Source organism: Altericroceibacterium spongiae (assembly GCF_003610805.1).
In the GTDB taxonomy this organism is placed as follows: domain Bacteria; phylum Pseudomonadota; class Alphaproteobacteria; order Sphingomonadales; family Sphingomonadaceae; genus Altericroceibacterium; species Altericroceibacterium spongiae.
Genome location: NZ_RAPF01000012.1, coordinates 1 through 26,601 on the forward strand (window position 1 = coordinate 1; position 26,601 = coordinate 26,601).

Genomic DNA, 26,601 nt, shown 5'->3' on the forward strand with positions numbered 1-26,601 from the left:
GCATTTGGCATTGGCCCCTCGGTCATGACCGAGGCCATGGACGTGCTCAATCAGCATTTTGCCAATGCTGCCTGATCCCCAGACGGGGTGACGCTGCCCGGCCGTCACCAATGTTTGCAACAGAGCCCAACAAAGCTATGTAGGTGCCGCAAGTCCCTAAGAACGCCTTCTACCTTAATTTCATCCATAACTGGCAGAATGACCTTTGCGACACCGCTCCTACATATCCGCCAGCCCTACGCTAGCGCGGTCGGATTGTCATGTAGCAGCGCACTCATCCCGCTATAGGTCGGGTATCGTATATGACCAGGACAATTGGCCGGCCATGATCGCTTGGCAGTCGATGTAAATCCGCAAATTGGAGCATGCGTTCAACGGCCTTTAGCGCAGCTTTGATCGAAGATCCGGCAAATCGAGCATGACGGCAACTGACGTAGGCGAGCTCGTCCGAATTTGCCAACGGCCAAAAAGCAATGGCGGACAGGAGCAAGTCAGACGTTGCCGTTAATACGCTCTCGTTGGCATTGCCGCAGCGACTTAATCGCTATACCGAAGCCGCATGTTTCCGTTATGTCAGAATGGCTCACGGGACCAACATCTGAGAGAGAGAGGGACGAGCTGGCATATGAGGGAAATGGATACTCCAGACGTTGAAAAGAAGCCTGATCGTGTTACCGAAGCCCGTCTCCGAGGACTACAGGCAGCCCTCCAACTATCTGGTTCAAAGATAGAAACCCACAAAGCCCTGATTCTAGTCGACCTGCAAGGGATTTATTTTTCCCTTCATAAATGGCTTTCAGCTCACGACTTCGCCTTAGATGACGCTTTTATTATTAGTCGTTTCGCATATTTTCAGTTGCGAAGAACTTTTGATGAAATTTCGAGGCGGGTTTGCTCTCTCAAATCAGGTCCATGCGGCTATTTGAAAGATTTGTACGGAACAATTTCGGTTGAAGAACGGCAAGGTAAATACTTCCTATCGAAAGAAACAAATATTCTCAAAAATGGAACTTACCTTGATATTCATCCGAGCTTCGAAATTTTCTTCGCGCCTGCTCCGCTGCGAGAAATCAAGTGGTTACTACGCGGAAAGCGGCAGCGTGAATACGCAGCGTCTCATCGACATCTTACCAACGTTGAAGCAGGAATTATCGAAAGAGATGGCATCTTTCGGCGGGACTATTCTAAATATGATGCTTTTGTGGAAGAACTTCAGAGGATATCGGATCACAAAGAGACCCATGAAGGTTTTTTCAACTTCCGTGTCGACAAAGGCCAGATCAGATATTTCGATGAAAAGGAAGTAGACACAAGGATTGTGATGAGGGCGATGGACGCAATCCATAATTCGGAAGTTGATTCACTGTGCATCGTGTCTTCAGATCAAGATTTTCTCCCTCTCTGCGATCGCGCATTTAATGATGGCATATATTTTTTCCAAGCTGATTTAGCAAAATTCCTGAAAGACGATCATATCGGCCGAAAGCTTCAAGAACTGGGCGATCAGTTTATTCGAGGTGGTATCGAACCATCATGGCCGCTCGAAATCATTACAGAGGCTATGTCCTGTCAAGCGGTTGACCATAAGGCAAATTATGGCCTGGAGGACCATGAAATCAAGTCGCTTGTTAACTTGCACAACGAAATGAATGAAGTTCAGATAGAGATTGTCACCGAGGCAAGTGGCCGAGCCTCAATTAAAATGCACCGCCCGCTCTAACTGGCGATATCGATTTCGATTTGATGGGCAGAAACAGGTTCCGGCGGAATCTGGCATGCAACGCTTGCCAGATGAACGGCAAATTTTGGTCGGCAGCCGACTTCGTTTGAGCGTCAGCTATCCCTGCCATCCAGCTCCGAACCCGACCCGAGGCGGTCATTCCGCCCCGGGCGGAAAAGTTGGAGGTCCGTTTTGGACGAACGATCCTTTGCCGTTGCGAAAAGCGCCGACCACATCGCCAGCGTCCCAATGGCCTGACAGGATGCCCTTCCGGTTGATCCCGCCCACAGGTCGCCGCCGCGCCGCCAGCAATCTGGCTCGGCGCGTGTCACGGTCGATTAGCTTACCATGCAGGTCAATAGCTGACCGAAGTGGATACATGTTTAATATTCCTTCAGCTGTTTTAGATGCTATCTACCAATTCAAATACAAATATTGATCGGTAATTCGAAGTGGTTCGCTAATTCCTGAGCAAACGATTTTGCTTCGTACAACGTGTTTCGATCTGCAATACACATGGCACCGGCTAGGCCAGTTGGATCGCCGGGCCATTCTGGCGTGTAATGAAAATAAACGCTGTAAAATTGAGCATCTTTATTATCGACCCGCTCAACACAATCATCGAACTGAACGCACCCTGCGACTTCAATCGCATCCGCGAGTTTACCAAGATACGTTAATTCGGCGTCTGTTTCCGTCCAGTTTCTCATGATGAGAGATCCTTTTTCGCTAAGAGTTAAATGGAGCCGAAGGCGATGCATGGGCATCGGCTTCTGCCCGCTGGTCGAAGCCGGGGGATGGGAATGCGCAAATCAGAGCCGATCATGGGGGAGGGGAATCACCCGGCCTGCACAAGTGAGCCTGCGAACGCGGAAGGCCGGGGAAGCCCCCATGATCGCCAAGCGAGGCCGCAGGCCGAGACGGTCCAGCTCTTGCGCAGGGAAGGGGAGGCCGCCACTTCCCAAAAACGAGACAGAGACGTGCCGCCTCGGCGGCTCTATCGGAGTGTGGGTCTGCCTCGCACTCGGCGCGCCTGGTCGAAGCGCAGCGCATATAACGCGCGCTCGATCATGCCGCGCATCGCGCGCCTGATCGTTCAGACAAGGGAGCCGGAACTATCCGCTGTGCGGATCCTCCGTCCTTATTGCGATAGCCCCGGTTGTAACCGGATGAGATTGGACGATAGCCTGTTGCTTAATTTAAGCCATTCTCGATCAAGCTGGCCAAGCGCGTAACAGGCAAAGACTTGTACGCCATGTTTGGATCTGGGCGAGCATAGAACCTCCAAATTCATCGTTATTTTCGCGGGAGACCCCTTTCTTCAGGGATGGTGGGGCGGCTCGATACCGCCCAGTGCCAGCTCAGGCTGTCAGCCGTTCGCCCTCGGCTTCGCTGGCCTTCAGGATCAATTCGCTTGCGGCCTGCGCAGCGGTGGCCGCCTTGAAAATGGCTCGCTTGTCGTTTCGTAGAACTGTTAACCAGCTCGAAATATAGGCGGCATGATCTTCGCGTTCAGTAGGTTCCATGCCCAGTGCAGTGCAAACGAAAGCAGCTCCGATCTCGGCAATCAATTCTTCCTTCGCACGGGTGGCTTTGCTCTTGTGATAATCACGCAAAGTCTCGCGGTTTAAGCGCTTGCGATGGCCGGTTGAATGGATTGCTTCATGAGCAAGCGTTGCATAAAATGCGTTGGCGCTTGTGAAACTCGCAAAGCGAGGCATGGTAATGGAATCGTCCGTATCGCTGTAAAATGCTAGTCCGTCCCGCTCTCGAATAGGCACACCATAAGCTGTAAACACTGCGTCAAGGTGCGGCTCACGGTCTTCACGGTGAACAATAATTGGTTCCGGCATGGGGAATTTTCCATCGGGCAACCCTTCAATCTGCTCGACGTTAAACACCGTATAGCGCTTCAAGAACACACGGCGTCTTTCGTCTTCCTCAACGGGCTCGCCAGCTTCATTCTTCTTGGCAATTGATCCAGCATAGACAACCCGCGTTCCTTTCTCGCCCTTCATCACATTTCCACCAAGCTCCAACGCTTGTTTGAAGGTCATCCAGTATGGATTTGTATAACCTTTCATCATAGCGGTCGCCCACAGCAACAAGACATTGATTCCCTGATAGTTTTTACCACATGAACGACGGGGTAAACTGCCCGCACCGTGCGCCCACGACGGCGACCACGGCTTTGTGCCAGCCTCAAGCAAGCCAATGATGTGATTTGTCACATCCTCGTAAATATCCACGCGTCCAGCATTTGCTTTACGAGAGCGATTGGCGGTCTTGGTCATGTTAATCCCTTTCCTAAAAATGGAGCCGAAGGCGATGCATGGGCATCGGCTTCTGACCCCCGGGCGAAGGCGGGATGGGGATGGGGGAGTAAAATCGATGGGAGTGGTGCGGGCAGAGAGGCTAGGGCGGCCCCGTCGCGCGTGAGCGCGAAGGTTTGGCTGCCCTTGACGAACAACCCGGTCCTGTCGATTTTGCTTCAGGAAACGAAAGGGCAGAGCTCTTGGTGTTTCCCTGGTGCGGGCAAGCCCGCACAGACCAGACGCGCGGCCCTGGGCCGCTCTTTAAGATGGCGAGGGACAAGATCGATGTGCAACCGCTACGAATCTGTCGCACTCGACGATGTCGCGAACTGGTTTTGCGCGGAACCGGCAGGCCGGTTCAACGGTGGTGGTCGCACCATTCATCCGAAAGACCCTGGCCTTGTCGTTTTCGATCGCGACGGCAAAAGGGTAATTCGTCAAATGACGTGGGGCTTCCCTCTTGTGCTAAAAGGCAAGAAAGGTCAGCCATTGAGGCCACACCCGGTAAATAATGCGCGGTTCGACAAGCTTGACGGATATTGGAAACGATGGACCGCGCCAGCAAACCGGTGTTTGATTCCGGTCGCTCGTTATGCCGAAGCGCAAGGGCCGCGTAGCGCAAAAACCGAAACCTGGCTATCGATACCGGATATGCCGATCATGGCATGGGCTGGCCTCTGGTAGAGGGAATGGAAAGATTGACTCATCCGTCCAATTTAGACTGACTCACCGTTCTATCGAAGTGGCCGCAATAGCATTTGGTGATAAAAAAGCTGCCGTTCCGGATACGCCGACATTGCGGACGCCACACATGCCGAACTGCAACGTCCGCTTCGCGCCCTAATTGCTGTCACACACGGTTGGGACACTCCATGCTTAAAGCGGATGTTCACTCTCGACATAGACGAAGTGAATGGCATTATGCGAATTTGGTACGCCTATGTGGTTTTAGGAGAGGTTTTTGGCTGGACGCCGCCAGCATTATCTGCCCCTTCTGCTCCAGCGCGGCTTTCTCGACAAGGAATCGGGCGAAGCCGAACGGAGTTGGTTGCATCGGAAGGGTGGCCCACCGCGCCTTGTCGGGATCCGCGACGTCGGGGTTGGCGAATATTTCTATTCGCGGCCGGTGCCGGGTGAAGTCACCCTAGACGACATGATCACCGATCTCGAAGGCGATCTAAGCAAGGTCATCGATGGCTATCGCGCTATCGCCTTCGGCAAGTGTGTTGATGCGTGGGACGCGGCGCGAACTGTCCATCACCTGATCACTCGTACCGCGCATATCCGCTCGCTCCTTGACCAGGCGAGCACGCGCTTCTTCGAAGAGATCGAAGCCTTGCTCGACGCGCCCGATAAACTCGCGGCAATTATGGGGCTGGGCAGCACCGAGTTGTCGCCGCTGGTCATCGACAAGATCCGCGAGTCCGCTGGCATGCTCCTCCCGTTCGGCGTGCCCGAGGCGCTGAGCGAGCGTCTATTTACCTTCTATCTGCGTGAAAAGGCGCCCGGACATCTTGCTGAGGCCTCGGTTCCTATGCGTAAGGAACTCCAGAGCATTCAGCCCGAGATCGCTGGCATGGTGCGCGAGACCCACGATAAGATTCTTTCTCTGGACCCCGCGGAGCATCGCTGGATCGAACGGCTCGCTGCGTTCGAATGGCATGTGGCTGAAGCCGAGCAGCTGATCCTGCCCGATTGCGTCGGCCTCGCGAGCGATGGCGCGGGGCCGCTTGTACCCTTGCTACTCTGCGACGGCGAAAGCGCCGCCTCTGTCGCGCTGCCGGTCGCGTCGAACCGCATGCTCGTCGGCGTGGCTCCCGGCGCGGTGATGATTGACCTTGTCGACTTCAACGCTCGGGCAGCGGCGTGTTGCGATAATTTTTTCATCGCCGCGGCTCCCGTCGTTGATCTGGACCTCGTCCGGTCGATCGGGACGGAGGGGGCGCCTGCCATTGATGCGGCGATCTCCGCCGCGCTAATCGGCGCTGGCGCGATCGACACTTCGCTGCCGCGGGCTATTGCCGAGCTCGGCGCGACCGATACCGAGTTCGCCTACACTTTCCGGCTCGAGGGGGTCGGCGATCAGGCACTTGCCGAGCAGCTCAACGACGTTGTGCATCAAGTCATCGCGGTCCTTGCCCGTCACCTTCCGCTCGGATCGCTCGACGGCTTTACCGTCGCTGCCGACTATGTTGGTGCGCTGGCTTCGGTCGATCGTGGGACCGATCTGCCCCCGGTTGAAACCACTGCGCTGGCCTATGGCGCGGGAGTTGCGAACACCGTGCCGGTCGTTCGCGACGGCACCGCCAAGACCCATGTTGTCATCGCCGCCGGAGTGGCCATGTCCTGGCTCAACGACGATCCCGCGATCCGCGCTTGGGCACTCAACATTCTTGTCAAGATGCTCGCTTATATTGGCCACGACGCTGGCTATGGCGAGCAGCTTGCCACCGAGGCGTTCGAACCCGATTTGATCACCTCGATGTTACACCCCGCTGTCCGCGCAGCGCCGCGCGGTTGGTACAGCGCGCGAGAAGGCGCATTCGTCGCACCTGATATCGGCAAGTCTTATGCCGATCTGGTCCTTGAAGGGCTCGCTTTCGGCCGTGCCGCGATGGCGGATGCCCGCATCGTGTTCGAGGCGACCCAGGACATCGAGCCGCTGGTGGTGACCGCACTCGAATGCGCGTCGGCGATCCTCGCTCATGCCGCTGACTGGCTCGGTCATCGCGCGGGACTAGCCGAGGGTGCCGACTTTGCTGGCGCTGACTTGCCGTCGCTGCTCACCGCTTGGGACCTTGCCGACTGGATCGAGCTCTATGGGCGCGACCTTGCGGCGATCTACGAAACTGCCGACGGACGCATCGACGCCTCGCGCGCTATGAGCATTAGCCCGCATGTCGAGCGGCTGCTCTGGACAATCGGGCTGCTCGCCTGGCCCGAAGAGGACAGCGTGCGCTGGCTGCCCTTCGATCCCGGTCCGGCGCCGGTCATCAAAGGCATGGGCGCGGGGAACGAAGAGAGCGTGGATATAGGCGGTGCCGGTTAGGGAGAGGGGAGTTCAAGCAAAGGTGCGCCTTGAAAATCGTACACATGGCGTCCACTGTAACCAACGCTTCAGGAGTCGTCTGAACGGACGTAACTTCACTGACTTGCAAACCTGGACCTGACCGTCCGCAAGCGGCCCAATAGCAGACGTTTCGTTGCGTCATTTGCAACGTCCGTTCCCCCGACATTGCGGTCATCCCGCCATTACGATGAGTCACCTGCAACCGGACGGATGAATCAATCTGGCTGGAATCTGCACCTCTGGCGAAGCAGCGAGGAATGGAACGATTGCTATAGCGGTGTGATGACCGACGCGGCACCAGAACTCATGCATATCCATGATCGCGCGCCGATCTTTATTGGTCCGGAAGACTGGGAGGCATGGTTAAAAGCACCGATCGAGGAACTGCATCGGTTCAATCGGCCTTGGCCCGCGGCGTCGGTTAAAGTCGAAGTGACCGAGAGACGATGGTGGCGGCCTAAATAAATCCTCGCGTTCCTCCCCTCCCTGAAGAAAGGGGTCTCTCGCGAAAATAGCGATGAACAATAAAGTCTTGTACTCTTATCCTGACCAAATTATCTAATTTGAGCGATATCCGGACCAGACTCTTTTTCGGAGTTTGGTATGTTAAATAAAATCACATTTCTCAGCAGTCTGATCTTTTCGCTGGCTGGCGCAAGTTCTGTCGCTGAAGCAAGCAATGTACTTGTTTTTGATCGATCTCGGTCGGGCGAATTCCAGCTTCTTGTGCCAGGCGGGTCTCAGGCGCAGCAGGTCCAATCCGATCCCGAATTGCAGCAGGATTTTGAGGCTTTAGCTGCCCCGACCGACGCGGCATACCATACAATTGAAGTGCCTGTTTGGCTGAAGTCCAGATCTTCGCCCTTCACCCGATATGCAATAGGAAATGGTGCCGGTTGTGACCGGCCGCGTTATTATTTGCCCCACCCTTCGCTCTCTAGCGATGTCGAAAAACGAAGACAGTCTTTATACTGGTCGATGGTGGACGCTGCTTGTGAAGCTGGCGTGCCGGTTGAATTGTTCGATGCGCTTGTTGCGGCCGAAAGCGAATATAATGTTTCGGCAAAAAGCAGTGCCGGTGCCATCGGCCTTACGCAATTAATGCCGGGCACAGCACGTGAGCTGGGGGTTGTCGATCCCTATGACGCCGAACAGAATTTACGCGGTGGTGCCGAATATCTTGCAGAGCAGCTTGAAAGCTTTGGCGAATGGGATCTGGCACTCGGTGCCTATAATGCTGGTCCTGGACGTATCCGTGAATATGGCAAAGTTCCACCTTTCGCTGAAACTCAGAAATATGTGAATTCGATCTTGAAGCGGATCGTAGCCGCCAGAAAAGCCAGCTTCTCCGCTCGCAGGATTACGATTGCCAGCAGCGGCGCTGAACTAAGACGGCCATAATTTATCAAAGCCGATATCTGCCGCAAAATAGACTGCGATTGCGATAATCACGGGTGCGCCTTTGAAATAATTGATTTGCCAGCGTAACCAAAGGCGTGGAATAAGCAGGGCGAGGCCTGTCCATGATGATATGTCCGGTGCGAAATTACCGACATGCAAATCATAAATCGTGATTGTGAGAGCCAAAACGCTGCACAGCAAGGCTAACAGTCCTACTGCGATGTAGAGGGCTGTCCATGCCATGATGGTTTCTTGTGGCATTATCGACCTCTTTCAAAATTAACTGCTTTGCAGCGTGCATATAGGCTGTGCCCAAGATTGCACTCTCCCTGGGCCGAGCGCCTGACAAGGCTTTGCATATATTTATCCGGTGAAGAGTGAATAGTTCCTTGAGAGAGACGTTCTCCTGTAAGAAGGGCGCAAATGATAGCCGCCTCTGGACCAAGCAGCTTTGCAGCAAATATCGCTGTTTCTGTTGAAACTGCGCTCATTTTGCAAATGTCGTGGAGTAATCTGGCATTTGGGCCAGCGTGAGAATGAATGAAACCTCTTATGAATGGGAACACCTTTTCAATATCAGTCCATTTGAAGCCTGATCGTATGAGGCCGTAGCTATCCTCCTGGTTGTTGGCTGAAGTTTTGTCCCGGCCTCCCCTTTCTGAACCCTCTGATGAGCCATTGAACTTGTGTTCTTTATGAGTGGTAGTGTGGTACTGCACATTTTGGTTCACCCTACTGCACATTTCTGTCGCTGCCGGATTGTCTGTGAAAGCTTCGCCTGAGTTTTCGCTCAGTTGTTTTTCGGCTGCTTGGTGTAATGCAAGGGACTGCCTGTGCAGTATCTCAAGCTCCGAGATTGCTTTGGGTGTTATTCTGACCGCCAGGTTTCGTCGACGGGCGCATATGGTTTGCTGCGCTGACATCGTGTTTTCGGCCCATGCCAACTCATTTGCGATAGGCCGCATAAGCGACCTGATCGAGCTGGTGATGTTGGTGATTTCTGAACAAAGCAGCCTATGTTTCTCGATCAGATTGCGCTCTGTTTCGCGCAACTCGTCGAGACTGTCGAGCATTAAGACAATCGGAGCGAGCGACCAACCGGAGGTTTTGTTGTGACTCGCAGAGACCTTGTAACGCCGGTGGCCATTACCTCTGGCATTATGGGGGACAATGAGTCCCCAGGCTCTGAGCAACGCAAATTCACGTGATGGGCGTTGTACTCCAAAGGTGACGCGCATTGTGTCGTCGCTGGCGCCGATGACTGGACCGGTCTTGCTGGTCCAGTCGGCCGGATTGGCACACATGCGCACCAGCTGATAACACCGACGCCAGACGCGTTTCGGAATTTCCAGCGTCACCGGCGGGTAGTCAGTGAATTGTGCGAAGGCTTTGATAGCGCGCGAACGTAGTTTTTCACCATCAGCCTTACGTGTCGCCTCAGGATTGTTTCGCAGGCGCATGGCCTTAGCTACGGATGCTTCCCATTGGGCAACCCGTAGCGCATCACCGCGTAAAGCGAGACAATCATCAATAGAAAAACAGTCGTGCTTTATCAGCGACATGGACTCGATGAGGCCACCTATTGAACGGCTGTCATGGCGACGTGATGCGATCTGTTGATCCATTTACTCACTCCCTAGCAGGAGCAGCATTTCAGACAGCAGGCATCGCCGCGAAAATCGCGATGAGACTTGCAAATTATCGAAACTGGACTAGAAAGGATTTGGATTTTTTGGACTTTGTTTGCCTTTTGGCTTTCCTTTCGGTTTTCCTTTCGGTTTCCTTCAGGCTTTCCTTTCTAGTCCGGCTTCTCATAGGGCCCAGGCATTGCCTGGGTCTTTTTTTGTCTGAAGTGCTGATCTCCCTAAATCATAGTGCAGGCCGAAGCTCTGCGTTGCATGAACGCGCAAGCGGACACACGGCAACGCCGCGCAAAACGCTTGCGCGCGAAAAAAAGACTTGTTATAGGGAAGCGGAAATTGAAGTTTGTCTTGCGCGTCCTATGCAAGTACCGCTTCCCAAATTGAGAGAAAGGTCCGGCGGCAACCGGGCCTTTTTCGTTTTTTAACTCATTGATACCGCTCCTGCTTCCGGGCGTTGCTGCGAAAGCTGTTTGAGTTTCGAAGCGAGCAAGCGAGAAATCACGGCATCGCGCGATTCTTCCCCAAGTTTCAGGTCGTCGATTTGCTTGATAATGTCCTTTTCCAGCCAGACTTCGAGCGGCCGAAAGCCCGCATCTCTGCGCTTTTGGCGGAGTGTAGCGACATATTGCTGGCGTTGTGACATGATCGGTTTGACCTCTTGCGGGGACGGAATCGAGCTTACTAGGAAGCATAGTTTCAAACATATTGCATTAGAAATTTATGCGAAGCCTGGCAGATCATCGTTTTGGCGGCGCATATGGTGGTCAAGCAGGAGCTTTTTATTCTTGCCGGCCAGCGCTTTAGCCTGCCGGGTAGGCAAAGGCTCGATTCTGCCTTGCGTTGCTGAATGTAGATCGATGAGCATGGCCGCGAATTCAGCCGTAAGATTCGAAAGCGTTTCGCATGTAGCGTTGAAATAGCTTTGCGGGCAATCGAGAGTGCTTACTGCAAGAAATGCTCGGATTTTATCTATTCCCAAATAACTTTGAATTGCCTCCAATTCAGCAAGAGACAATGCTCCGGATGTTATTTTCTTTTCGAAAGATCTGAACACTCGTTCGGATATCACCCCATCGCGCCATAACTGCCTGCGCGAAACCTTCTTTTCCGTCATGACTTTGTCGATGATGTAAAAAAGCCCGCTTTCGACAGGAGAATTACTTCCTTGAATCGAATCATATTTGCGCGCTGCCATGGCGTATGCGCCTCCACCCTGCTAATACAAGCTAGGACATAATTTCTTATAGTGATAAAAGTCAATGGGCTTTTAATTATGCTCGCGGATGGTGAGCAACGCGGAATAAACTGCCAGCTCGCGCCATGAGCGGCTGTGAATGTGTGATTCCAATATCGCTCGGTTGGGTTCAATCGATGCCACGAGATCAGATGGAACTTTGATGAGCACGTAATTATCGCCATCGACGGGCATCATTGTTTTGAGCATGTCGATGCAATTAAGGTCTATCGGCAGGCCTCTTTGTAAAACATCCATGAGAACAGTATGAAACTTCTGAATGCGTTTGGTTTGGATGCTCGCTATTCGCGTAGCATCGAGAATGTGTAAGAAGGCTTCATCATTGAGATATATTCGATGGATGACGTGTCCGGATTTGGTCATTATTTTCGCATTCGTCCGATAACGATGAATTGACTGAGGGTCGCTATAGAGAAAGTTGTTGGGTGCAGCTTGCAACTGCGGTGGCCCAGAATCCCTTCCTAACCGGCTCGCATCTTATCCGGATTACCTCGTGAACGCCATGTATGTACGAAACGTACACACGGTATGGACAAATCGCACACACCGTATGTACGAAACGTCCACACAGTATGGACAAATCGTACACACGGTATGGACAAAACGTCCACACATTACTGTAAACAATCCGAAATAGATTATTTATTGACGGTATAGTGCGCGAAATGGCCGTATCGGTATTGTGATTTCGGCCAATACTTCATCTCATTATATGCGGCGGGCCAATAGGGGTGCGTCGTTGATTATTCAATGAGGTGAATATGCAACTTGCAAAAAAAATGCCCAGTGCATTGGCGTCTTTCGGCGCGAACAACGGGGCAATGAAGAACGCCGGAAAGAGTCTGGCGCTCGGCGCAGCGGTGGGTGCGGTAGCGCTTGCCATGGGTGTCGATGCCGCGATGGCGGGGGCAGACACGACCTTCGACACTGCTTTGACGCAGTTCACCAGCTTCCTGGAAGGTTCGGGCGGCAAAGTCATTACCGTGCTGTCGTTTGCCACTGGTGTGGTGGCTCTCGCCTCGGGTAAATTCTCGCTGAGCCAGGTGGCGGTTCCGGTCGGTGTTGGCGTCGCTGCCGGCACGGGTGTTCCGATCGTGACCTCCACGGTCACGGCGACGATTTGATCGCCGCAATCTAGCAGGCAGGGTGCGACTGATCCCCCTGGTCGCACCCTCACTTTCTGAGGCGGCTTATGAACGAATACACAATCCTAAAGCATTTGGATGATCCTGAACTAATCGGTCTTTGGACATTTGATGAATTCCTCGTCATGTCGGTTCCGTTTTTCGTGGGTATTATTTCGGGTCACGTCGTAATCGGTATTGGCATTTCAATGTTGTCTTGGTTCGGATATCGCAAAATCAGAGCCGGTCGTGAAATAAGATGGATCATACATTATGGCTACTGGAATCTTCCGGGTGGTTTCTTCGGATTGAAAATCGTTCCTCCCTCTCATTTTCGCGTGATGGCAGGATAGTATGGAATCGTCTTCTGCATATGAGCAAAGCCAAAGGTTTCTGCGTCAACGCAACCTGATGGTTATTGTTACCTTAGCCCTCGCGATAGTGTCGGTGATCCTGCTCGTTGTCGCGTTCAATCGTGACCGGGAGGTTATTCTTCAGCCGATAGCGCCACGAGAAATGTCGCTATCAAGCAAAGGTGTATCCCGCGATTACCTTGAAGCTGTAACGCGCGACACAGCCCAGCTAGCGCTTAATCGTTCACCGGAAACACTGAAATACTGGATGGAGAGCCTGCTCGCCATAACAGCGCCGTCAGCGCGCGGTGACTTGCAAACGAAGCTTTTGAAGATCTTCGAAGAGCAAAACGGCTCGCAGATCACCCAGTTTCTTACAATCGACTGGATCGACGTCGATCCGGAAACACTGACGAGCCAGGTCGGTGGTGTTCTGCACACAGTTGTCGCTGACAAGGAAGTGAGCCGAGATCACCGCGTTTTCGAATTTTCTTGGAAATACTCAGGCATGACTTTGAAACTCACCAGTTTTGGCGTGCTTGTCGATGATGAAGGCGACAAATCATGAACGTCCCTTTCAGGCTGACTATCGGGCTAATCGCCATGGTCGTTTCTTCTGCGTCTTATGCAGACCAGACCATAGATGCGGTTGATAATGGCGAGGTAAAATGCGTTGCATCAAAGGATGATTTAACGCGCTTTTCTCTTGAGGGAGATCAGTTTGCGGCTGTTTCCAAGGTGTCGGCCAATAATCCATCGCAGGATTTTGACGTCGTAAACGAACCGACGCGCGGTGATATCTATGTGTCGGTTCCGGCCAGCTATACGCGCCCGGCGATCAGTTTCTTCGGCACGACATCAAAGGGATACGTCTATAAGTTTGTTTGCGCGGTATCTGCTACAGGCGCAGAGCAGGTTTTCATCAAAAACAAGATGGAGGTCGCGCGGCCGAAAGAACATCTGGCCATTGCCCCGCAACTGCCGCTTAAAGATCAGGCAGCGGATTTGATTAAAGCGATGTTCGCGCAGCGTGTTGTTGATGGTTATGACATCGTCGATGAGCTGCGAGCCCCGGTTAATGTGGGGAATCTGAAAGTTCAGCTCGTATCGGAATATCGCGGCCTTGTGCTCGACGGCAAGGTTTTACGCGTCACCAATACAGGTGAAGACCCCGTCACGCTCGAAGACAGGCTTCTTGTGCCTGAAGGCGCAGTGGCCGTCGCAATCTCAAATAATCAACTGGCGAAGGGCCAAACCACGGGAGCCTATGTCGTAGTACCAGGCGGAGAATTCCAATGATGCTCTTCAAAAAGGGTAAAGGGAAAGAAGATAGAGCCCCGGCTCCTGAAGTTGACGGGGTTGGGCTGGACGGTTCGATCAAGAGAAATGTCGCTGAAGACAGGAAACAGCGGCTGCTGCTCTATGGTGGTGGCGGTGCTTTGCTTGTTGTGGCGATGCTCTGGGCTTTCAGCGGTAGCGATGAAGATGAGGGCATAGAGGAAGCTGAAGGCAAGGCGCAGGTATCAACAGATGCGATCATGAATCGCCAGGTGATGAACCAGAATTGGATGAGCCGCTATGACTCAGTCATTGGCGATCATGACAACCGTATCAAGAGTGTCGAGCATACCACTGGTGAAATCGATGAACTTCAAAACGAAATCGATGCACTTCGCCAGGAAAAGCAGGACATGGTTTCCGACGGCACGCGCGTTTTTGAAGCCTATGAGCGCGAAAACGCGAAGCTAAAGCAAGAGCTCGAAGCCGCAAAAACTTCCCCTCAGGGCGGCGCGCCCGGACCGGCGCAAGCTGCAGCCGCAGCAGGCATTGCACCGGGCGCCGTTGGTCAGCAGGCAGCGCCGATCCGAAAAGAGGTAAAGCTCGTAAAATTCAGTGGTTCGACCGGCACTGCAAACCGGATCGATGCAAAAGACGGCAGTACGAGTTTCACTGACAGCCCGAACTATTTGCCGCCGAATTCTATTGCGGCGGCCAAGGTTATCGTGGGTGTTGACGCTGCGACGAATGTCCGCAGTCAAACTGATCCATTGCCCGTTGTCCTGCGTATTACAGGCCCGGCGCGATCGGTATATGATGAAGGCAAGCTTCTTCGCACGCGCATTGATGGCTGCATGGTAAATGGGGCAGCGCAGGGCGATCTGTCATCGGAAAAAGTCTATGTCCGTTTGCAACGGATGACCTGCCGCCAAGCTGGCGGTCGGATTGCTGTCTCCGAGGTTAAAGGCTTTATTGCGTTTGGCGGTAAGGTTGGCGTTCGTGGCAAAGTTGTCAGCCGGGAAGGTGGCTTGATCGGGCAGGCATTTCTTGCCGGGCTCGCAGGCGGTTTTGGTCGAGGCTTCTCGGCGAACACAAACTCGGTTTTTAGCGGCACTAATGTCTCGGTCGATGGCAAGCGTGACAAGCTATCGACCAGTGACATTCTGGAAGGCGGTATCGGTGAGGGTATCGCCACCGCCGGGGACCAGGTTTCCGAATATTTGATCGAGCGCGCTGAACAATATCAGCCTGTCATTGAGATGCCCACCGGAGCCGATGTCGAGGTGGTGTTCCTCGATGGTGTCTTCATTCAAAATTGAGGTCTTCCGATGAAGAAAGATTTTCTCGTTTATTGCGCTATTGCAGGCGTTACGATCTCGATAGCGGCGGCAACAGCCTATGCTGCGCCATGGCAAAGTTCTGACCGGCAGAATGAAGCACTGAAAGAAGCTCTCGCTGAGCGGCTTCCCAAGACCGAAATATCGCGGATCGATTGCAGCCAGATTAATGGCGTGTGTGAGGTGCAGGCAAAGTCCAACCTTTTCTATACGGATGAATCTGGACGATATCTCATTATCGGCCGGATTTACGATCTGGAAACGCGGCAGGATCTCACTGCAGCACGGCTGTTGGAAATGGCACCGGAAACATTGGTTGATGGCGCGGCTAAAACGGCGCGCGCTGATACTGATGAGCATCGATCCATGGAGGCGGGGCAGGAAATTGCTGAGGCCAAAGTATCGCTAACAAAGCTGAATGAGAAAGGTGCGATTAACTGGGGCAAGGGTTCCCATACCGTCACCATATTCAGTGATTTTCGCTGTGGTTACTGCCAGCGGTTGCACCAGACGCTTTCAGATATGAATGTGAGAGTGGTTGAGCGGCCTATTTCGATCCTTGGATCGCGCGCCATTTCGGAAGCGGTCATTTGTGCTGAAGACCGTCAGACAGCGCTCAAAAAGGCGTATGCAGGCGCCGATCTGGCCGGTTCGAGAAAGTGCGATACTTCAGGACTTGACCAGAATGAAGGCTTTGCACGCGAAAACGGTTTCACCGGAACGCCCGTTATTGTCCGTGAGGATGGAGCGGTGCTTCGTGGTTATCGTCCTAAAGCCTTCCTGGAACAATGGCTGGAAGGGAAGGTGTCATGATGAGGGCCGCTTCCGTTCTGGTAATCCTCGCCGGTTGTCTTGGTGGGTGTACGACATTTGGGACGAATGTTGGGGGCTCTTTCGAGTGTAAGGGGCCGGAAGGTGTTTGCGCCCCATCCGTGGATATCGATGATACTGCTCTGGCGTCAATCAATGAGGGGAGGAGCCGAAACTTTCTCTCACCAACCGGTCCCTTCAAGGTCGATGATGGCGACGGGGTCAAAGACAACATAGCCAGGCGCGAAGCCGAGGACGGAGAGCGCTATGCGCTGAATGTCATTTTTCCGGCCTATGCCGACAGGACCGGCGCGCATCATCCAAGGCAGACGGAAACTGTTGAGGTGACAATGCCTGGTGGCGATTATGGTGCCGGCGAAATGGCCGGCCGCACCTTTGGGTATTCTTCAAGAGGTCTTTTGGGGGCGGCCGAAAGCGCGCCCAAAATCATGGCGCAGAGCGTTTTGCCAGGGGCTGCGGTTGAGGCGAAAGAGAGCGGGAACCCGATTGCGCGTATCCAGGAGCAGGTTGCCGCGAGTGTGGCGGCTGAGGGTGAGACCCGGCGTGCGGAATCCTTTCCGGGGGGCGTCGAATGATTATCATCACGCTCCTGGTCCTTATGCTCGGCGCGATTGCGGTTTTGGGTCTTGCCAGACGCAATGGTCAGAGCGTTCCCGCTTATATTAGCGAAGCGTTGTTCGGCGATAAGAGACAGCCCGATGAGACGCCAAGCGGTATGGATGCCGCAATGCTGTCGAAGTTCCTGCCTTACCAGAATTTCGATAGTGAAAAGAAGATCTTCGAAAATCGGAAGTCTCGCGGATTTGTCGTTGAGCTTGCGCCGCTCGTCGGGGCGGATGAACGTGTCGGTGAAATTCTCAATACGATTTTCACAGATGTTTTGATGCCGGGCGCCTGCTTTGCGATTCATAACTACGCATCGCCCCGCATATCCGAGAAGTTGCAGGGATGGGCTTTGCCGCGCGTTCAGCGTGGAGGTGTCTTTGCCAAGCTGTCCAAATACAGAATTGAGAAACTGACGCGGGGGGCATGGGACAGTCTTGCAAGCGACGGTCCTTTTAACCTGCGACGGTTCGAAGTCGTGATCGATGTCAGCATTGCCAATGATTCCAGTTTGAAGCTCGATGATCTTCTTACTATGCGGGAAAGCTTAATCGCGGCATTTGATGCGATTAACGTGCCGACACGTATCTGGACGCCTGTCGAGCTCATACGCTTCTTCGATGAGATTATGTGCCCATCAACAGGGGCCGGGGACGATGTAGTAAGTTATAATCGCTTCGACCCTATCCAGGCGCAATGCATCCGGCATGATGTTGTAACGCATGTTGATAAGCATCGTCTGGTTGTTGAGGCACCATCGCTTCGGGCAACAGGAGAACAGATCTCCGGCGTTCCCGATTTTCGCGATTATGTGCCTGATAAATTCGATATTCGGACTCTGGCCCCGCGAAATTTCCCGGATGTTTGGGCGCCGTGGGATGGGCAAAAAACAATTGGCGATATCTTCAATTCCAAACTGCGCCTGCCTTGCCCGACACTGCAATCCTTGTCCGGACAGGTTCAGAGCAGCGAAGAGAGCCAGGGCAAGGCCGGTTATAAGGGTATGCGCACCACGTCTCTTTCCGATGGGAAGAGCGCACGTTTTTTGCCGAACCTGAAGAAACAGTCGGCTGAATGGCAATATGCGTCTGAGCGTATCGAAACAGGTGAAAAGCTCGTCAGAGCTTATTATTCTGTATCGGTCATTTCTCCATATAACGCAGGGGAAAAGAATGCTCGCGCGGTAAAGGCGATGTTTAAAGCGTGTGGCTGGGATCTGATCGACCAGACATATATTCAGCTCGCGGGCTTTATGAACCATTTCCCGCTTCTAATGGCTGATGGATTTTCGAGCGACCTTGACAGGTTTTCGCGCAAAAAGACCTTCCTTTCTTCTTCAGTTGCAGCGCTCGCTCCGTTTCATGGCGAATATGTCGGCGGGGATGTCCCTCATGTTTTGCTGATTGGCAGACGGGGCCAACCGCAGTTCTTTTCGCCATTCCAGAACAATGCGGGCAACCATAATTGCTCGATTATCGGTAAATCCGGATCGGGTAAGTCTGTGTTGCTGCAAGATTTTGCTGCCAGCTTTGCGGGTGCTGGCGCGAAAACGATCATCATCGATGACGGCCGTTCATTCGAACATATGTGTAAAGCGGTCGGCGGCACATTCACTGAATTTAAATTGTCATCCGGGATTTCGGTCAATCCGTTTCGGATGATCGATGCCGAAATAGCTGAGCGAGACAGTGACTATCTGGTGGATTGTCTGGCCATGCTCAAATCGATCGTTGCACAAATGGCTCGCAATGAGAGTAAGCTTTCGGAAACGGAGCGTGGCCTGATTGACCGTGCTGTCGGCGCTGTGTGGGAACGGTGCCGGGTAAGTGGCACGATTGATGATATCATTCACGAGTTGAATGAGCTTGAGAATCCTGTTGCCAGTGATCTGGCGACGGCCATGTTGCCGTTTTCGTCGGATGGCACTTTCGGTCAGTTTTTCGTTGGTGAAAACAACCTCGATCTGGCGGCCGACCTTACTGTTTTTGAACTGTCTGATCTGGCAAGCCGCGAAGAACTGCGCTCAGTCGTTCTGACGTCTGTGATGTTTCACGCATCACAGATCATGCGCAGAATGGATCGCAGCATCCCCAAAATTCTTATGATCGATGAAGCCTGGCAGCTCCTGAAGGGCGGTGAAATGGCTCAGTTTATCGAGACCTATGCCCGTACCTGCCGGAAGTATGGCGGAGCGCTCGTGACGGCCACGCAATCGATCAATGATTTTTACAAATCAGAAGGGTCTCTCGCTGCGTTGGAGAACTCGGACTGGACGATCAATTTAATGCAGAAGCCGGAGACAATATCCGGTTTTAAAAAGTCCGATCGCTTCGAGATGGACCATTATACCGAGTCTTTACTGCGCTCTTTGAAAAGAAACGGCGTCGATTATTCTGACGTGCTCGTCACAGGTCCGGATACGCAGTTTGTCGGTCGGCTCGTTCTCGATCCGTTTTCTGCCACTCTTTATTCATCGAGCCCGGATGTTTTCGCCAAGATTGAAAGGCTGGTTCACACCGGGCTTGCCATGCCGGATGCCATTGAAGCTGTTGCATTCGGACAGGCCTCAATAGTGGAGGAGAAAGCAGCATGACAAAAGAAACGTTGCTCGAATTTTCTCAAACAGTGATGGCCTTAACCCTTCAGATATTGGGGTGGGTGATATCTAACACTCTGATTACAATCGGAACTGTTTCGTTTTTCTTCTTTTCTGTCGGGAATTTCACGATTGCCGGCACAATGCATCAACTTCTGAACCTGTCCGGGCGATATGTGGCTGCTGATATTTCTCGCCAGCTTCAGTTCAACGACCTCCTTGGTTGTTCGATCTTAATTGTTTTTTTGGCGACCGCATTTCTTCGCCGGTCGGTTCTCATCCGCATTTTTGATGAAACGGGGCGTAAATATGTCTGAAATAGTTTCCACTATTGACGATCGGCATGATCGAGACAGCGCGACAAATGCTGCGCAGAGCCTGAACAATTCGCAAACGCAGGAACCTGCAGATAATGCGAAGCGCCGCACTTCACAGGCTGCAAGGAAGGTTGGACAGGCATGGAGCGGGGGGCAGTTTTTTCTCGCCGTAGCGGCGTTGGTTGCCTCTGTAATTGTTGGCTGGAAGCTAATTGGTAATTCTGGGCCAGCGACGATTGAAACAGTTCAATTGAATGCAATTGTTGGCGAATATGTTCGTGCGCAGGCGCGCTCAGGGAACAGCGAACAGGATGCGGCGGCGCAAACTGCCGCATTCATGTCAGCGCTTGATAATGTGCTGCAAAAGAAGGCTGCGGATGGACGCTTGATCCTGGTGAGTGATGCCATTGTGGCCGGCGCCGCCCAGGATATCACAAACTCCATTCGTGATGAGGTCTATTCGCAGGTGGCGCTCCCCGCGCCGGTCACACAGTCGGCGGTTGCAGGCGATATGCGCAACTATCTTCAGAGCGGTGAAGGTGAGTGATGGCACGCAAAGTCAGCCTTGGCAGTCTTGCGAGAACACGCCTTTCTTTCCGGAAGAAAATGTTATCGCTCGGTGTAATCGCCGTTTTGGGTTTTACCGTGCATAGCATTTCCAGGTGGAGCGAAACGCATGGTTTTCTGATTAATGCGACGGAATCGTTACCCAACTGGGCGTTCTTTATTCAATCTGGCGTGTTTCCCACGCGCGGTGACTATGTGATTTTCGATCCCGGTGATGATCCGATTGTCACTGAGTATTTCGGTGAGCACCCGTCCTTATTCGCCAAGATCACTTATGGCGTGGCAGGTGATCTGGTGGAGAGGCGCGGTAATGAAGTTTATGTAAATGGTGATCCGGTTGCCAGGCTGAAGCCGTATACCCGAAAGGGTGACAAGCTGACGGCCGGGCCTGTTGGTGTCATTCCGAAGGGCTGTGTTTACGCAGGGTCGCATCACAAGGACGGGTTTGATAGCCGTTATGCGAATATCGGTTTTGTCTGCAAAGACAGGCTGGTGGGTGTGGGAACACCCATTCTATGAAAGCGCCTGTGATCCTCGGTGCCATAATTGGCGTTTTCACTGGCCCGTTACTGCCAGGTGCAGGGGCATTGTCAGCCAAAGATTTCGGTCAGTTTGGTGAAGCCTGGCCGATCATCGAACCTGACTTGTTCCAGACCATCAAGGCAAAACTGGTCGCGGCGGAAAAGAGCGGCAAGCTTGATGATTTGAACGCACGGTTTGCGCAGCGCGTTAAACAGAAGGTCATGCGGCCGTCGCCGGTATCGGGTATTCGGCCGGCCACGCAGAACAAGACGTGGACGTTTGATCCATCGGTTTCTGTGGACCGCAATATTTCCGATGACAAAGGCCATCTGATTGCGGTTGCCGGGCAACGAGTGAACCCGTTTGATTATGTGTCGCTGTCACAGGAACTGATTTTCATCGACGGTGACAGATCCTCCGAAGTGTCCTGGGCCATGGCACAGGGCAGTGATCGTGAGGTGAAGATAATCATGGTCAATGGATCGCCCTTTGAAGCGATGAAAGAACATAAGCGCCGCTTCTATTTCGATCAGCAGGGCACGCTCTCAGAGAAGTTTGGTATTCGTCACACTCCGGCGACGGTGCAGCAAACTCAAAATGTCCTGACCATTTCGGAGATATCGCTGGATGGGGGCATGCAATGATCGACCGGCTGAAAGAATGGCTGCCTGCGCCTATGGCGGCAAGGGAAAGCAATGTGCTCAAGGCGGCTCGTTATAGGGTCATTTTGTCTTTGGCGGTGATAGCGTTGCTCGTCTTGTTTTGGGGGCCGGTGACTGCACTGGTGGGCAGAGTTGCCCTTTATGTTTTGATTGGTCTTGTGGTTTTCTGTGCCGCGCAGGTGCCGATCTGGCTGGCGCTGAAGCGCGCGGCTGATGACGCCTGGCTTTATCGGGATCAGTCCGATGAGTAGGCTTTGGGTATTCATTGCGTCTTTACTGGCCGTGTTTTCGTTTGGATCGACTGCCAATGCGCAGACGCTACCCGATAGCGGAAGCTGCTCGGGCAGTTTCGTTAATCCTATCACTGATGTTTGCTGGGGATGCATGTTTCCGCTCTCGCTTGGTGGCCTCGATATCTGGCCATCCGGCCGGGCGGACACGAATAATCCGGATTTACCGATATGTGCGTGCGGTTCACCGATCCCGCGTATAGGCCTTGCAGTTGGTTTTTGGGAGCCTGTCAGGCTGATTGATGTCACCACCAAACCGTTCTGTTTTCCAAACATTGGCGGCGTAAAGTTAAATCCGGGTCTCGATGTCGGCCGCGGTTACGCCTCGGCGCAGTCTCAGATTGGGGGGAAAGGTCAGAACACCGCCAAATATCATGTGCATTACTATGTTTATCCATTGCTCTATTGGCTGGAGCTTCTGACAGACTTCGTGTGCTTCGAAAAAAGCACATTCGATATTGCTTATCTGACGGAAGTTGATCCGCTTTGGCAGGATGACTCGCTGACCACCATCCTGAACCCTGAGGCGGCACTCTTCACCAGCCCGATTGCACAGGCGGCCTGCGCGGCCGATTGCACCGCTGCGACCGCTCGCCTGCCGTTGAACGATCTGTTCTGGTGCTCAGGTTGTCAGGGAAGCATGTACCCCATGAACGGCAATATCGGCGCCAATATGAGTATGACGCAGTCTACGCGACTGGCAGCCGAACGGATGGTCTACAAGATGCATCGGACCGGGCTCGCTCTCGGCACGATGGGGTCCAAGGGGCTGTGCTCAAAATATTCGATGCCGATCATTAAGAAGAGCCAGTATCGGCTGCAGCAGGTGAATCCGACACCGATGGTTTCGGGCCGTGAAGCCTGCTCGCCGATCGGTGCGTCAACCACACTCCCGAAAGCTGCGAAGATGTATCCGGTGAAAGGAGAGGATGTTGGGTTTCTTCTTTGGCGCAAACGCAATTGCTGTGTTTTCTGAGGGAGGGGCATGGTGAAGAAATCAGTTCTCATGACGATTGGGCCTGTAATCCTTTTCGGAGGGATCAGTGCTGTTGTGGCGCAGAATGTGGAAGGGCTGAACCTTGATACCATAAGGGAGCGCGCCGCGGAGCAAACAGGTGATGCTCAGGCACTCTTCGATTACGTGACAAGGGAAGGCGGCACGCATGATGCTGAAGCCCAGGCGGTTGTCGATAATGGCGTTGAAGCAATTCAGCGCATCAAGGCCGGTGCTGGTGGCAATAGTGACGGGCCGGTTGATCTCGATGAAATGCTGGCAGGTGCAAAATCCAATCTGGCCGGTCCCAAGGACGCGCCTTTGTTTGTTGCTTTTGCCAGTTTCTCAATGCCGGAGGATTCGCTTAAGCGAATGATCCAGGATGTGACGCGGGCAGGTGGCGTTGTTGTTTTTCGGGGATTTGCAAAGGATGGGGCGCGAAGCTTTATTAAGCAAATGGCGAAAGTGGCGGATCGAGAAAGCGCCAACAACCTTGCTATCGATCCTCGATTATTCCGCGCCTTTGGTGTCGATCGCGCTCCGACCTATGTGGCGGTTTCGACCAATTTCGAGCTGTGCGACCAGCTCGACTGTGTGAGTTCCGTTCCCCCGCACGACAAGCTGGTCGGCAATGTAAGCACAACATATGCGCTTCGGGCTTTTGTGGATGCAGATGGCCCAGGCGCTGGCACAGCAAGCGCCGCTCTCGGCAGATTGGAGAGGGGTGATGCGGGGTAAGATTGTCTGCAGCATCATTGGCATTTGCTCTTTGGCCGGTGCAGCCGTGGGGCAGAATGCGCATGTCCAGCAATCGGCTGAAGAATGGATCAAGAATGTCAGAGATGGATCGGTTGAAGATAGTCTCGATGCAGGCGCAGTAAATCAGGTTCCAGGCTATGAAGGGACGAATACGGATCTTAATCGCTATGCGAATGATGCTACCGGACTAACGGATGCGGGTGAGAGGGAGAGAAGCGACCCCAACTATCGCCTTGTCACGGATGAGCCTTCCTCCGTTTTTGATCCATCGGAGATCGATCTTTCTTCAGCTCGCGCGGTATCGGCCGATCCGGACAGTTATCTTGGTGGATTCAGTGTTGGCGGTGAAACCGGCGATTGTGAAGCGCTGCCTCATTCTGACAGCGAGACCCATTATCTCGATAGCTGCAATGAAGGTCTTGATCCGAATGATGGTGCGGTTTGTGAACCTGTGCTGCGATTTGATGTCAAACCGAAATATGCAGCGACCTGCATGGAGTGGACTGTGCGAAATACGCGCGGTCAGGTCGTTGAAACTGTTTCTACCTGTGGATCGATCAATTCGAATGCAGCTTGTGAGCGTCGCACAACGAACACTTATGTCCGGGAAAATCTGACAACCGGATCGACGAATTATTCGTCACGGCTGACGGGCACGCGCAAGAACTACAGATATGATTGCACGGGGCAATTGAGGGTCGTGGGCGAGCGGTCGTCATCGAGATCGTATTATGTCGGGTGGAACCAGTATAACGAACCTGTATCCGGCACACCCTCACCGCTGGTTGCCGAAGCAAGTACGCAAACGCGCAATGGTTCTGAGCTTAATGAATGGCTCGATGAAAGCGATTGTGAAGACAAGCTGGATGGCAAGACCTGTGATAATTATGCGCAGGTTTGCATCGATGATACGCCTTCGAAGAATATCGGGGGGGTCAATGTGCGGCGCGACTGCTGGGCCTGGCAGCGGACCTATTTGTGCGACGCCAATTTCGTCAATGACTGTGATGAGCTGAAGGCGAAACCGCAATGCGCTCTCGATCATAGCGAATGCCTGAGTGAAAATTCCGATGGCTCATGCAATCTGTATGACCATTGGTATGACTGTACGATCGGTGAGGATACTGACGGCGAGGATAAGGGCTTTGTGTGTTCCGGAGACCTTTATTGTCTCGACGGTGAATGCACCCAGGTCGAACGCGAAGCGTCGACCGAATTTCAGGATGCCATGGTGGCTGTGCAGGCCATGGGGCAAATGCGCGATGACTTCGATCCGGATGCGATGGAGTTGTTCGCCGGTGAAGCGTTGAAATGCACCAAGAAGATCTTCGGGCTCTCTAATTGTTGTTCGGGCAAGGGTATTCCGCTGGTTACACCTTTTCTGTGCAACTCCGAAGATCGGCTCGTTGACGAAAAGGATGATGCGGGCCTGTGCCATTATGTTGGCACATACTGTTCAGACAAGGTGCTCGGAGTCTGTGTGACGAAGAAGCAATCCTACTGCTGTTTTGCGAGCAAACTGACCAGAATAATCCAGGAGCAGGGCCGCGATCAGCTCGGACTTGATTGGGGCGAGAAGAAAGAGCCGGAATGTAACGGTTTCACCCCTGAGCAATTCCAGCATCTCAATCTGGCGTTGATGGATTTTGCAGAAGTTTATGAAGAGTTCACCGATGCGGTGAGCCTGCCCGATGAAGTGGAAACAAGCCTGCAAATCCAGAACAAAATCGAACAATATTATGACGTTGCGAGCGGGGGTAATTAATGGGGTCCGTGTCCTATCTTAAAACCGGCATTGAGTTTGCGCACATCAGTATTTTCGAGCTGGTGGTGGGCTCTGCACTTTCGCGCGGGACAGTGAACAGTGAAGGTGAACTGATCGATGTGATATCCGAGTGGTTGCAGGTACCGGTGCCGCTTGGCGAGATTGAGCAAGCGGCGCAGAGACTGGCAGCGCGCGGTTATATTGCGGATGGGACCGCGCCTTTGGCTGAGCTGGCTCTCACTGAAAAAGGCACCGATGGGGTGACGCGATCATATCACGCCACGATCCGAATGCTTGATCGTGGCCTTAACCTTCTGCGCGCTTCGATGCTGGTCAACATTATCAATGGGAAGGGTGAAAGTGATGCGTAAAATCTCATTGTATTCGGTGATTTTTGCGGTGGTTTTGTCTGCCCCTGTGCCGGTCTTCGCAGAAGATCCGGTTGCTGAAGCAGATCCCTTTTATTGCGAGGAACGCAAGCTTGGGACCTGGTTCTATTGCGATGACCGGAAAGCGAAGAAGGAGGAGGAGCAACAAGCTGTTGCATCGCCAACTTCGCCCTCTGCCGCAAAGCGGTTGGAAGAAATTGGCGCGCAGCTCGATGAGTTGAAAGCGCAGGCCATTTTGAACCCGACTACGGAGAATGTGTCGGCATATATTGCTTATCAGCGCGAACAGCTCGATCGTGCCTCCACATTCGCTGACGTTTGGAACCGGGCCACCTGGCAAAATCCGGATTTGGATTACACGCTGGAAAGGCCAATCAATTCGCTTGGCAAAAAAGCGTGGATGGAAGAGCGGAAGGTAAGCCAGTCCACGACTATGGCGAATTTGTCTGAGCGCTATGGATTGTTTTTCTTCTATTCGTCGAATTGCGGTGCTTGCCATGTACAAAGCCCGGTCGTGCGGGCTTTGTCGGATCAATATGGTCTGGAAGTGCTGGCGGTGTCTATGGATGGCGGCCCGAACCCGCAGTTTCCAAGCTTCGTCGTGGATAGCGGGCAATATCAGAAAATGGGCCTGCAAGGCGGGAAAGTCCCGGCGCTGGTGCTGTTCGATACCGAGACCAAGCAGCCGATCCCGGTGGGATATGGCGTGATGGCAGCCGATGAGATCATGCACCGCATTTTTTATCTCACCGAAACAGAGCCGGGGAGCGATTACTGATGGTAAAGCGTAAATCAAAGCTCATTTCGACA

Annotated in this window: 31 protein-coding genes; 23 read left to right on the forward strand and 8 right to left on the reverse strand. The window is 53.2% G+C overall.

The genetic code is table 11. From position 1 onward, the window contains the following. Positions 1 to 634 precede the first annotated feature (634 nt). On the forward strand, positions 635 to 1,720 hold the full coding sequence (locus D6851_RS15600) for an NYN domain-containing protein (protein ID WP_183030135.1): 1,086 nt from the start codon (positions 635 to 637) through the stop codon (positions 1,718 to 1,720). A 156-nt stretch (positions 1,721 to 1,876) separates the two neighbouring features. Here the strand turns inward: D6851_RS15600 and D6851_RS15605 are convergent, their stop codons facing one another. From D6851_RS15605 to D6851_RS15615, 3 genes are all read right to left on the reverse strand, one after another. Continuing rightward, positions 1,877 to 2,101 (reverse strand): hypothetical protein, encoded by a 225-nt coding sequence (locus tag D6851_RS15605; RefSeq protein ID WP_120325839.1) that lies wholly within the window; start codon positions 2,099 to 2,101, stop codon positions 1,877 to 1,879. A gap of 41 nt (positions 2,102 to 2,142) precedes the next feature. Then, positions 2,143 to 2,430 carry a hypothetical protein gene (locus tag D6851_RS15610; protein WP_147395499.1) on the reverse strand — a complete coding sequence of 96 codons (288 nt, stop codon included), beginning with the start codon at positions 2,428 to 2,430 and terminating at the stop codon, positions 2,143 to 2,145. A 651-nt stretch (positions 2,431 to 3,081) separates the two neighbouring features. Next, complete coding sequence (locus D6851_RS15615) at positions 3,082 to 4,014, reverse strand: ArdC family protein (RefSeq protein ID WP_120325841.1); 933 nt, start codon at positions 4,012 to 4,014, stop codon at positions 3,082 to 3,084. Positions 4,015 to 4,155: 141 nt separating this feature from the next. Between D6851_RS15615 and D6851_RS15620 the strand changes: the two genes are divergently transcribed. From D6851_RS15620 to D6851_RS15635, 4 genes are all read left to right on the forward strand, one after another. Beyond that, positions 4,156 to 4,719: an SOS response-associated peptidase family protein gene (locus D6851_RS15620; protein ID WP_238474154.1), complete on the forward strand. Its 564-nt coding sequence runs from the start codon at positions 4,156 to 4,158 to the stop codon at positions 4,717 to 4,719. A gap of 277 nt (positions 4,720 to 4,996) precedes the next feature. Next, positions 4,997 to 7,084: a hypothetical protein gene (locus D6851_RS15625; protein WP_120325843.1), complete on the forward strand. Its 2,088-nt coding sequence runs from the start codon at positions 4,997 to 4,999 to the stop codon at positions 7,082 to 7,084. Between the two features lie 231 nt (positions 7,085 to 7,315). Further along, on the forward strand, positions 7,316 to 7,570 hold the full coding sequence (locus D6851_RS15630; protein ID WP_120325844.1) for an SOS response-associated peptidase family protein: 255 nt from the start codon (positions 7,316 to 7,318) through the stop codon (positions 7,568 to 7,570). 138 nt (positions 7,571 to 7,708) lie between these two features. Next, the gene (locus D6851_RS15635; protein ID WP_120325845.1) at positions 7,709 to 8,506 is read left to right on the forward strand and encodes a lytic transglycosylase domain-containing protein; all 798 of its coding nucleotides are present in this window, start codon (positions 7,709 to 7,711) and stop codon (positions 8,504 to 8,506) included. On the opposite strand, the gene D6851_RS15640 is transcribed toward D6851_RS15635, so the two are convergent. From D6851_RS15640 to D6851_RS15660, 5 genes are all read right to left on the reverse strand, one after another. After that, positions 8,492 to 8,767, reverse strand: coding sequence for a hypothetical protein (locus D6851_RS15640; RefSeq protein ID WP_120325846.1), 276 nt, complete (start codon positions 8,765 to 8,767; stop codon positions 8,492 to 8,494). The two genes, D6851_RS15635 and D6851_RS15640, sit on opposite strands and share 15 nt — an antisense overlap. Further along, on the reverse strand, positions 8,767 to 10,131 hold the full coding sequence (locus D6851_RS15645) for a hypothetical protein (RefSeq protein WP_120325847.1): 1,365 nt from the start codon (positions 10,129 to 10,131) through the stop codon (positions 8,767 to 8,769). Before D6851_RS15645 ends, D6851_RS15640 begins: the two co-directional genes overlap by 1 nt. A 439-nt stretch (positions 10,132 to 10,570) precedes the next feature. Next, on the reverse strand, positions 10,571 to 10,792 hold the full coding sequence (locus D6851_RS15650) for a hypothetical protein (protein WP_120325848.1): 222 nt from the start codon (positions 10,790 to 10,792) through the stop codon (positions 10,571 to 10,573). Between the two features lie 75 nt (positions 10,793 to 10,867). Beyond that, positions 10,868 to 11,344 (reverse strand): helix-turn-helix domain-containing protein, encoded by a 477-nt coding sequence (locus D6851_RS15655; protein WP_120325849.1) that lies wholly within the window; start codon positions 11,342 to 11,344, stop codon positions 10,868 to 10,870. A 72-nt stretch (positions 11,345 to 11,416) separates the two neighbouring features. Further along, positions 11,417 to 11,767: a hypothetical protein gene (locus D6851_RS15660; protein ID WP_120325850.1), complete on the reverse strand. Its 351-nt coding sequence runs from the start codon at positions 11,765 to 11,767 to the stop codon at positions 11,417 to 11,419. A gap of 458 nt (positions 11,768 to 12,225) precedes the next feature. Between D6851_RS15660 and D6851_RS15665 the strand changes: the two genes are divergently transcribed. From D6851_RS15665 to traF, 18 genes are all read left to right on the forward strand, one after another. Next, positions 12,226 to 12,528, forward strand: coding sequence for a hypothetical protein (locus tag D6851_RS15665; RefSeq protein WP_120325904.1), 303 nt, complete (start codon positions 12,226 to 12,228; stop codon positions 12,526 to 12,528). Positions 12,529 to 12,596: 68 nt separating this feature from the next. After that, positions 12,597 to 12,881 carry a type IV conjugative transfer system protein TraL gene (traL, locus tag D6851_RS15670; protein ID WP_120325851.1) on the forward strand — a complete coding sequence of 95 codons (285 nt, stop codon included), beginning with the start codon at positions 12,597 to 12,599 and terminating at the stop codon, positions 12,879 to 12,881. Between the two features lies 1 nt (position 12,882). Then, positions 12,883 to 13,449, forward strand: coding sequence for a type IV conjugative transfer system protein TraE (locus D6851_RS15675; RefSeq protein WP_120325852.1), 567 nt, complete (start codon positions 12,883 to 12,885; stop codon positions 13,447 to 13,449). Next, on the forward strand, positions 13,446 to 14,180 hold the full coding sequence (locus D6851_RS15680) for a type-F conjugative transfer system secretin TraK (protein WP_120325853.1): 735 nt from the start codon (positions 13,446 to 13,448) through the stop codon (positions 14,178 to 14,180). Before D6851_RS15675 ends, D6851_RS15680 begins: the two co-directional genes overlap by 4 nt. 140 nt (positions 14,181 to 14,320) lie before the next feature. Next, positions 14,321 to 15,478: a TraB/VirB10 family protein gene (locus D6851_RS15685; RefSeq protein WP_420797113.1), complete on the forward strand. Its 1,158-nt coding sequence runs from the start codon at positions 14,321 to 14,323 to the stop codon at positions 15,476 to 15,478. A 9-nt stretch (positions 15,479 to 15,487) separates the two neighbouring features. After that, on the forward strand, positions 15,488 to 16,309 hold the full coding sequence (locus D6851_RS15690) for a DsbC family protein (RefSeq protein WP_120325855.1): 822 nt from the start codon (positions 15,488 to 15,490) through the stop codon (positions 16,307 to 16,309). A 119-nt stretch (positions 16,310 to 16,428) separates the two neighbouring features. Continuing rightward, positions 16,429 to 16,902, forward strand: a complete 474-nt coding sequence (locus tag D6851_RS15695) for a hypothetical protein (RefSeq protein ID WP_120325856.1) — start codon at positions 16,429 to 16,431, stop codon at positions 16,900 to 16,902. 23 nt (positions 16,903 to 16,925) lie between these two features. Further along, positions 16,926 to 19,523 (forward strand): type IV secretion system protein TraC, encoded by a 2,598-nt coding sequence (gene traC / locus D6851_RS15700; RefSeq protein ID WP_183030141.1) that lies wholly within the window; start codon positions 16,926 to 16,928, stop codon positions 19,521 to 19,523. Further along, complete coding sequence (locus tag D6851_RS15705) at positions 19,520 to 19,843, forward strand: hypothetical protein (RefSeq protein ID WP_120325857.1); 324 nt, start codon at positions 19,520 to 19,522, stop codon at positions 19,841 to 19,843. The genes traC and D6851_RS15705 overlap by 4 nt, the downstream gene beginning before the upstream one ends. Continuing rightward, complete coding sequence (locus tag D6851_RS15710) at positions 19,818 to 20,390, forward strand: TrbI F-type domain-containing protein (RefSeq protein ID WP_120325858.1); 573 nt, start codon at positions 19,818 to 19,820, stop codon at positions 20,388 to 20,390. The genes D6851_RS15705 and D6851_RS15710 overlap by 26 nt, the downstream gene beginning before the upstream one ends. Beyond that, positions 20,390 to 20,929 carry a S26 family signal peptidase gene (locus D6851_RS15715; RefSeq protein ID WP_120325859.1) on the forward strand — a complete coding sequence of 180 codons (540 nt, stop codon included), beginning with the start codon at positions 20,390 to 20,392 and terminating at the stop codon, positions 20,927 to 20,929. Before D6851_RS15710 ends, D6851_RS15715 begins: the two co-directional genes overlap by 1 nt. Continuing rightward, complete coding sequence (gene traW, locus D6851_RS15720; RefSeq protein ID WP_120325860.1) at positions 20,926 to 21,576, forward strand: type-F conjugative transfer system protein TraW; 651 nt, start codon at positions 20,926 to 20,928, stop codon at positions 21,574 to 21,576. The genes D6851_RS15715 and traW overlap by 4 nt, the downstream gene beginning before the upstream one ends. Continuing rightward, positions 21,573 to 21,845, forward strand: coding sequence for a hypothetical protein (locus D6851_RS15725; protein ID WP_120325861.1), 273 nt, complete (start codon positions 21,573 to 21,575; stop codon positions 21,843 to 21,845). The genes traW and D6851_RS15725 overlap by 4 nt, the downstream gene beginning before the upstream one ends. Then, positions 21,838 to 22,860 carry a conjugal transfer pilus assembly protein TraU gene (gene traU / locus D6851_RS15730; RefSeq protein WP_120325862.1) on the forward strand — a complete coding sequence of 341 codons (1,023 nt, stop codon included), beginning with the start codon at positions 21,838 to 21,840 and terminating at the stop codon, positions 22,858 to 22,860. The genes D6851_RS15725 and traU overlap by 8 nt, the downstream gene beginning before the upstream one ends. A 9-nt stretch (positions 22,861 to 22,869) precedes the next feature. Beyond that, positions 22,870 to 23,616 (forward strand): type-F conjugative transfer system pilin assembly protein TrbC, encoded by a 747-nt coding sequence (trbC, locus tag D6851_RS15735; protein ID WP_120325863.1) that lies wholly within the window; start codon positions 22,870 to 22,872, stop codon positions 23,614 to 23,616. After that, positions 23,606 to 25,402, forward strand: coding sequence for a conjugal transfer protein TraN (locus D6851_RS15740; RefSeq protein WP_238474156.1), 1,797 nt, complete (start codon positions 23,606 to 23,608; stop codon positions 25,400 to 25,402). Before trbC ends, D6851_RS15740 begins: the two co-directional genes overlap by 11 nt. An 8-nt stretch (positions 25,403 to 25,410) precedes the next feature. Then, entirely contained in the window at positions 25,411 to 25,773 is a 363-nt protein-coding gene (locus D6851_RS15745) for a hypothetical protein (protein ID WP_147395501.1), read from the forward strand. Further along, the gene (gene traF, locus D6851_RS15750) at positions 25,766 to 26,569 is read left to right on the forward strand and encodes a conjugal transfer protein TraF (RefSeq protein WP_120325865.1); all 804 of its coding nucleotides are present in this window, start codon (positions 25,766 to 25,768) and stop codon (positions 26,567 to 26,569) included. Before D6851_RS15745 ends, traF begins: the two co-directional genes overlap by 8 nt. Positions 26,570 to 26,601 lie beyond the last annotated feature (32 nt).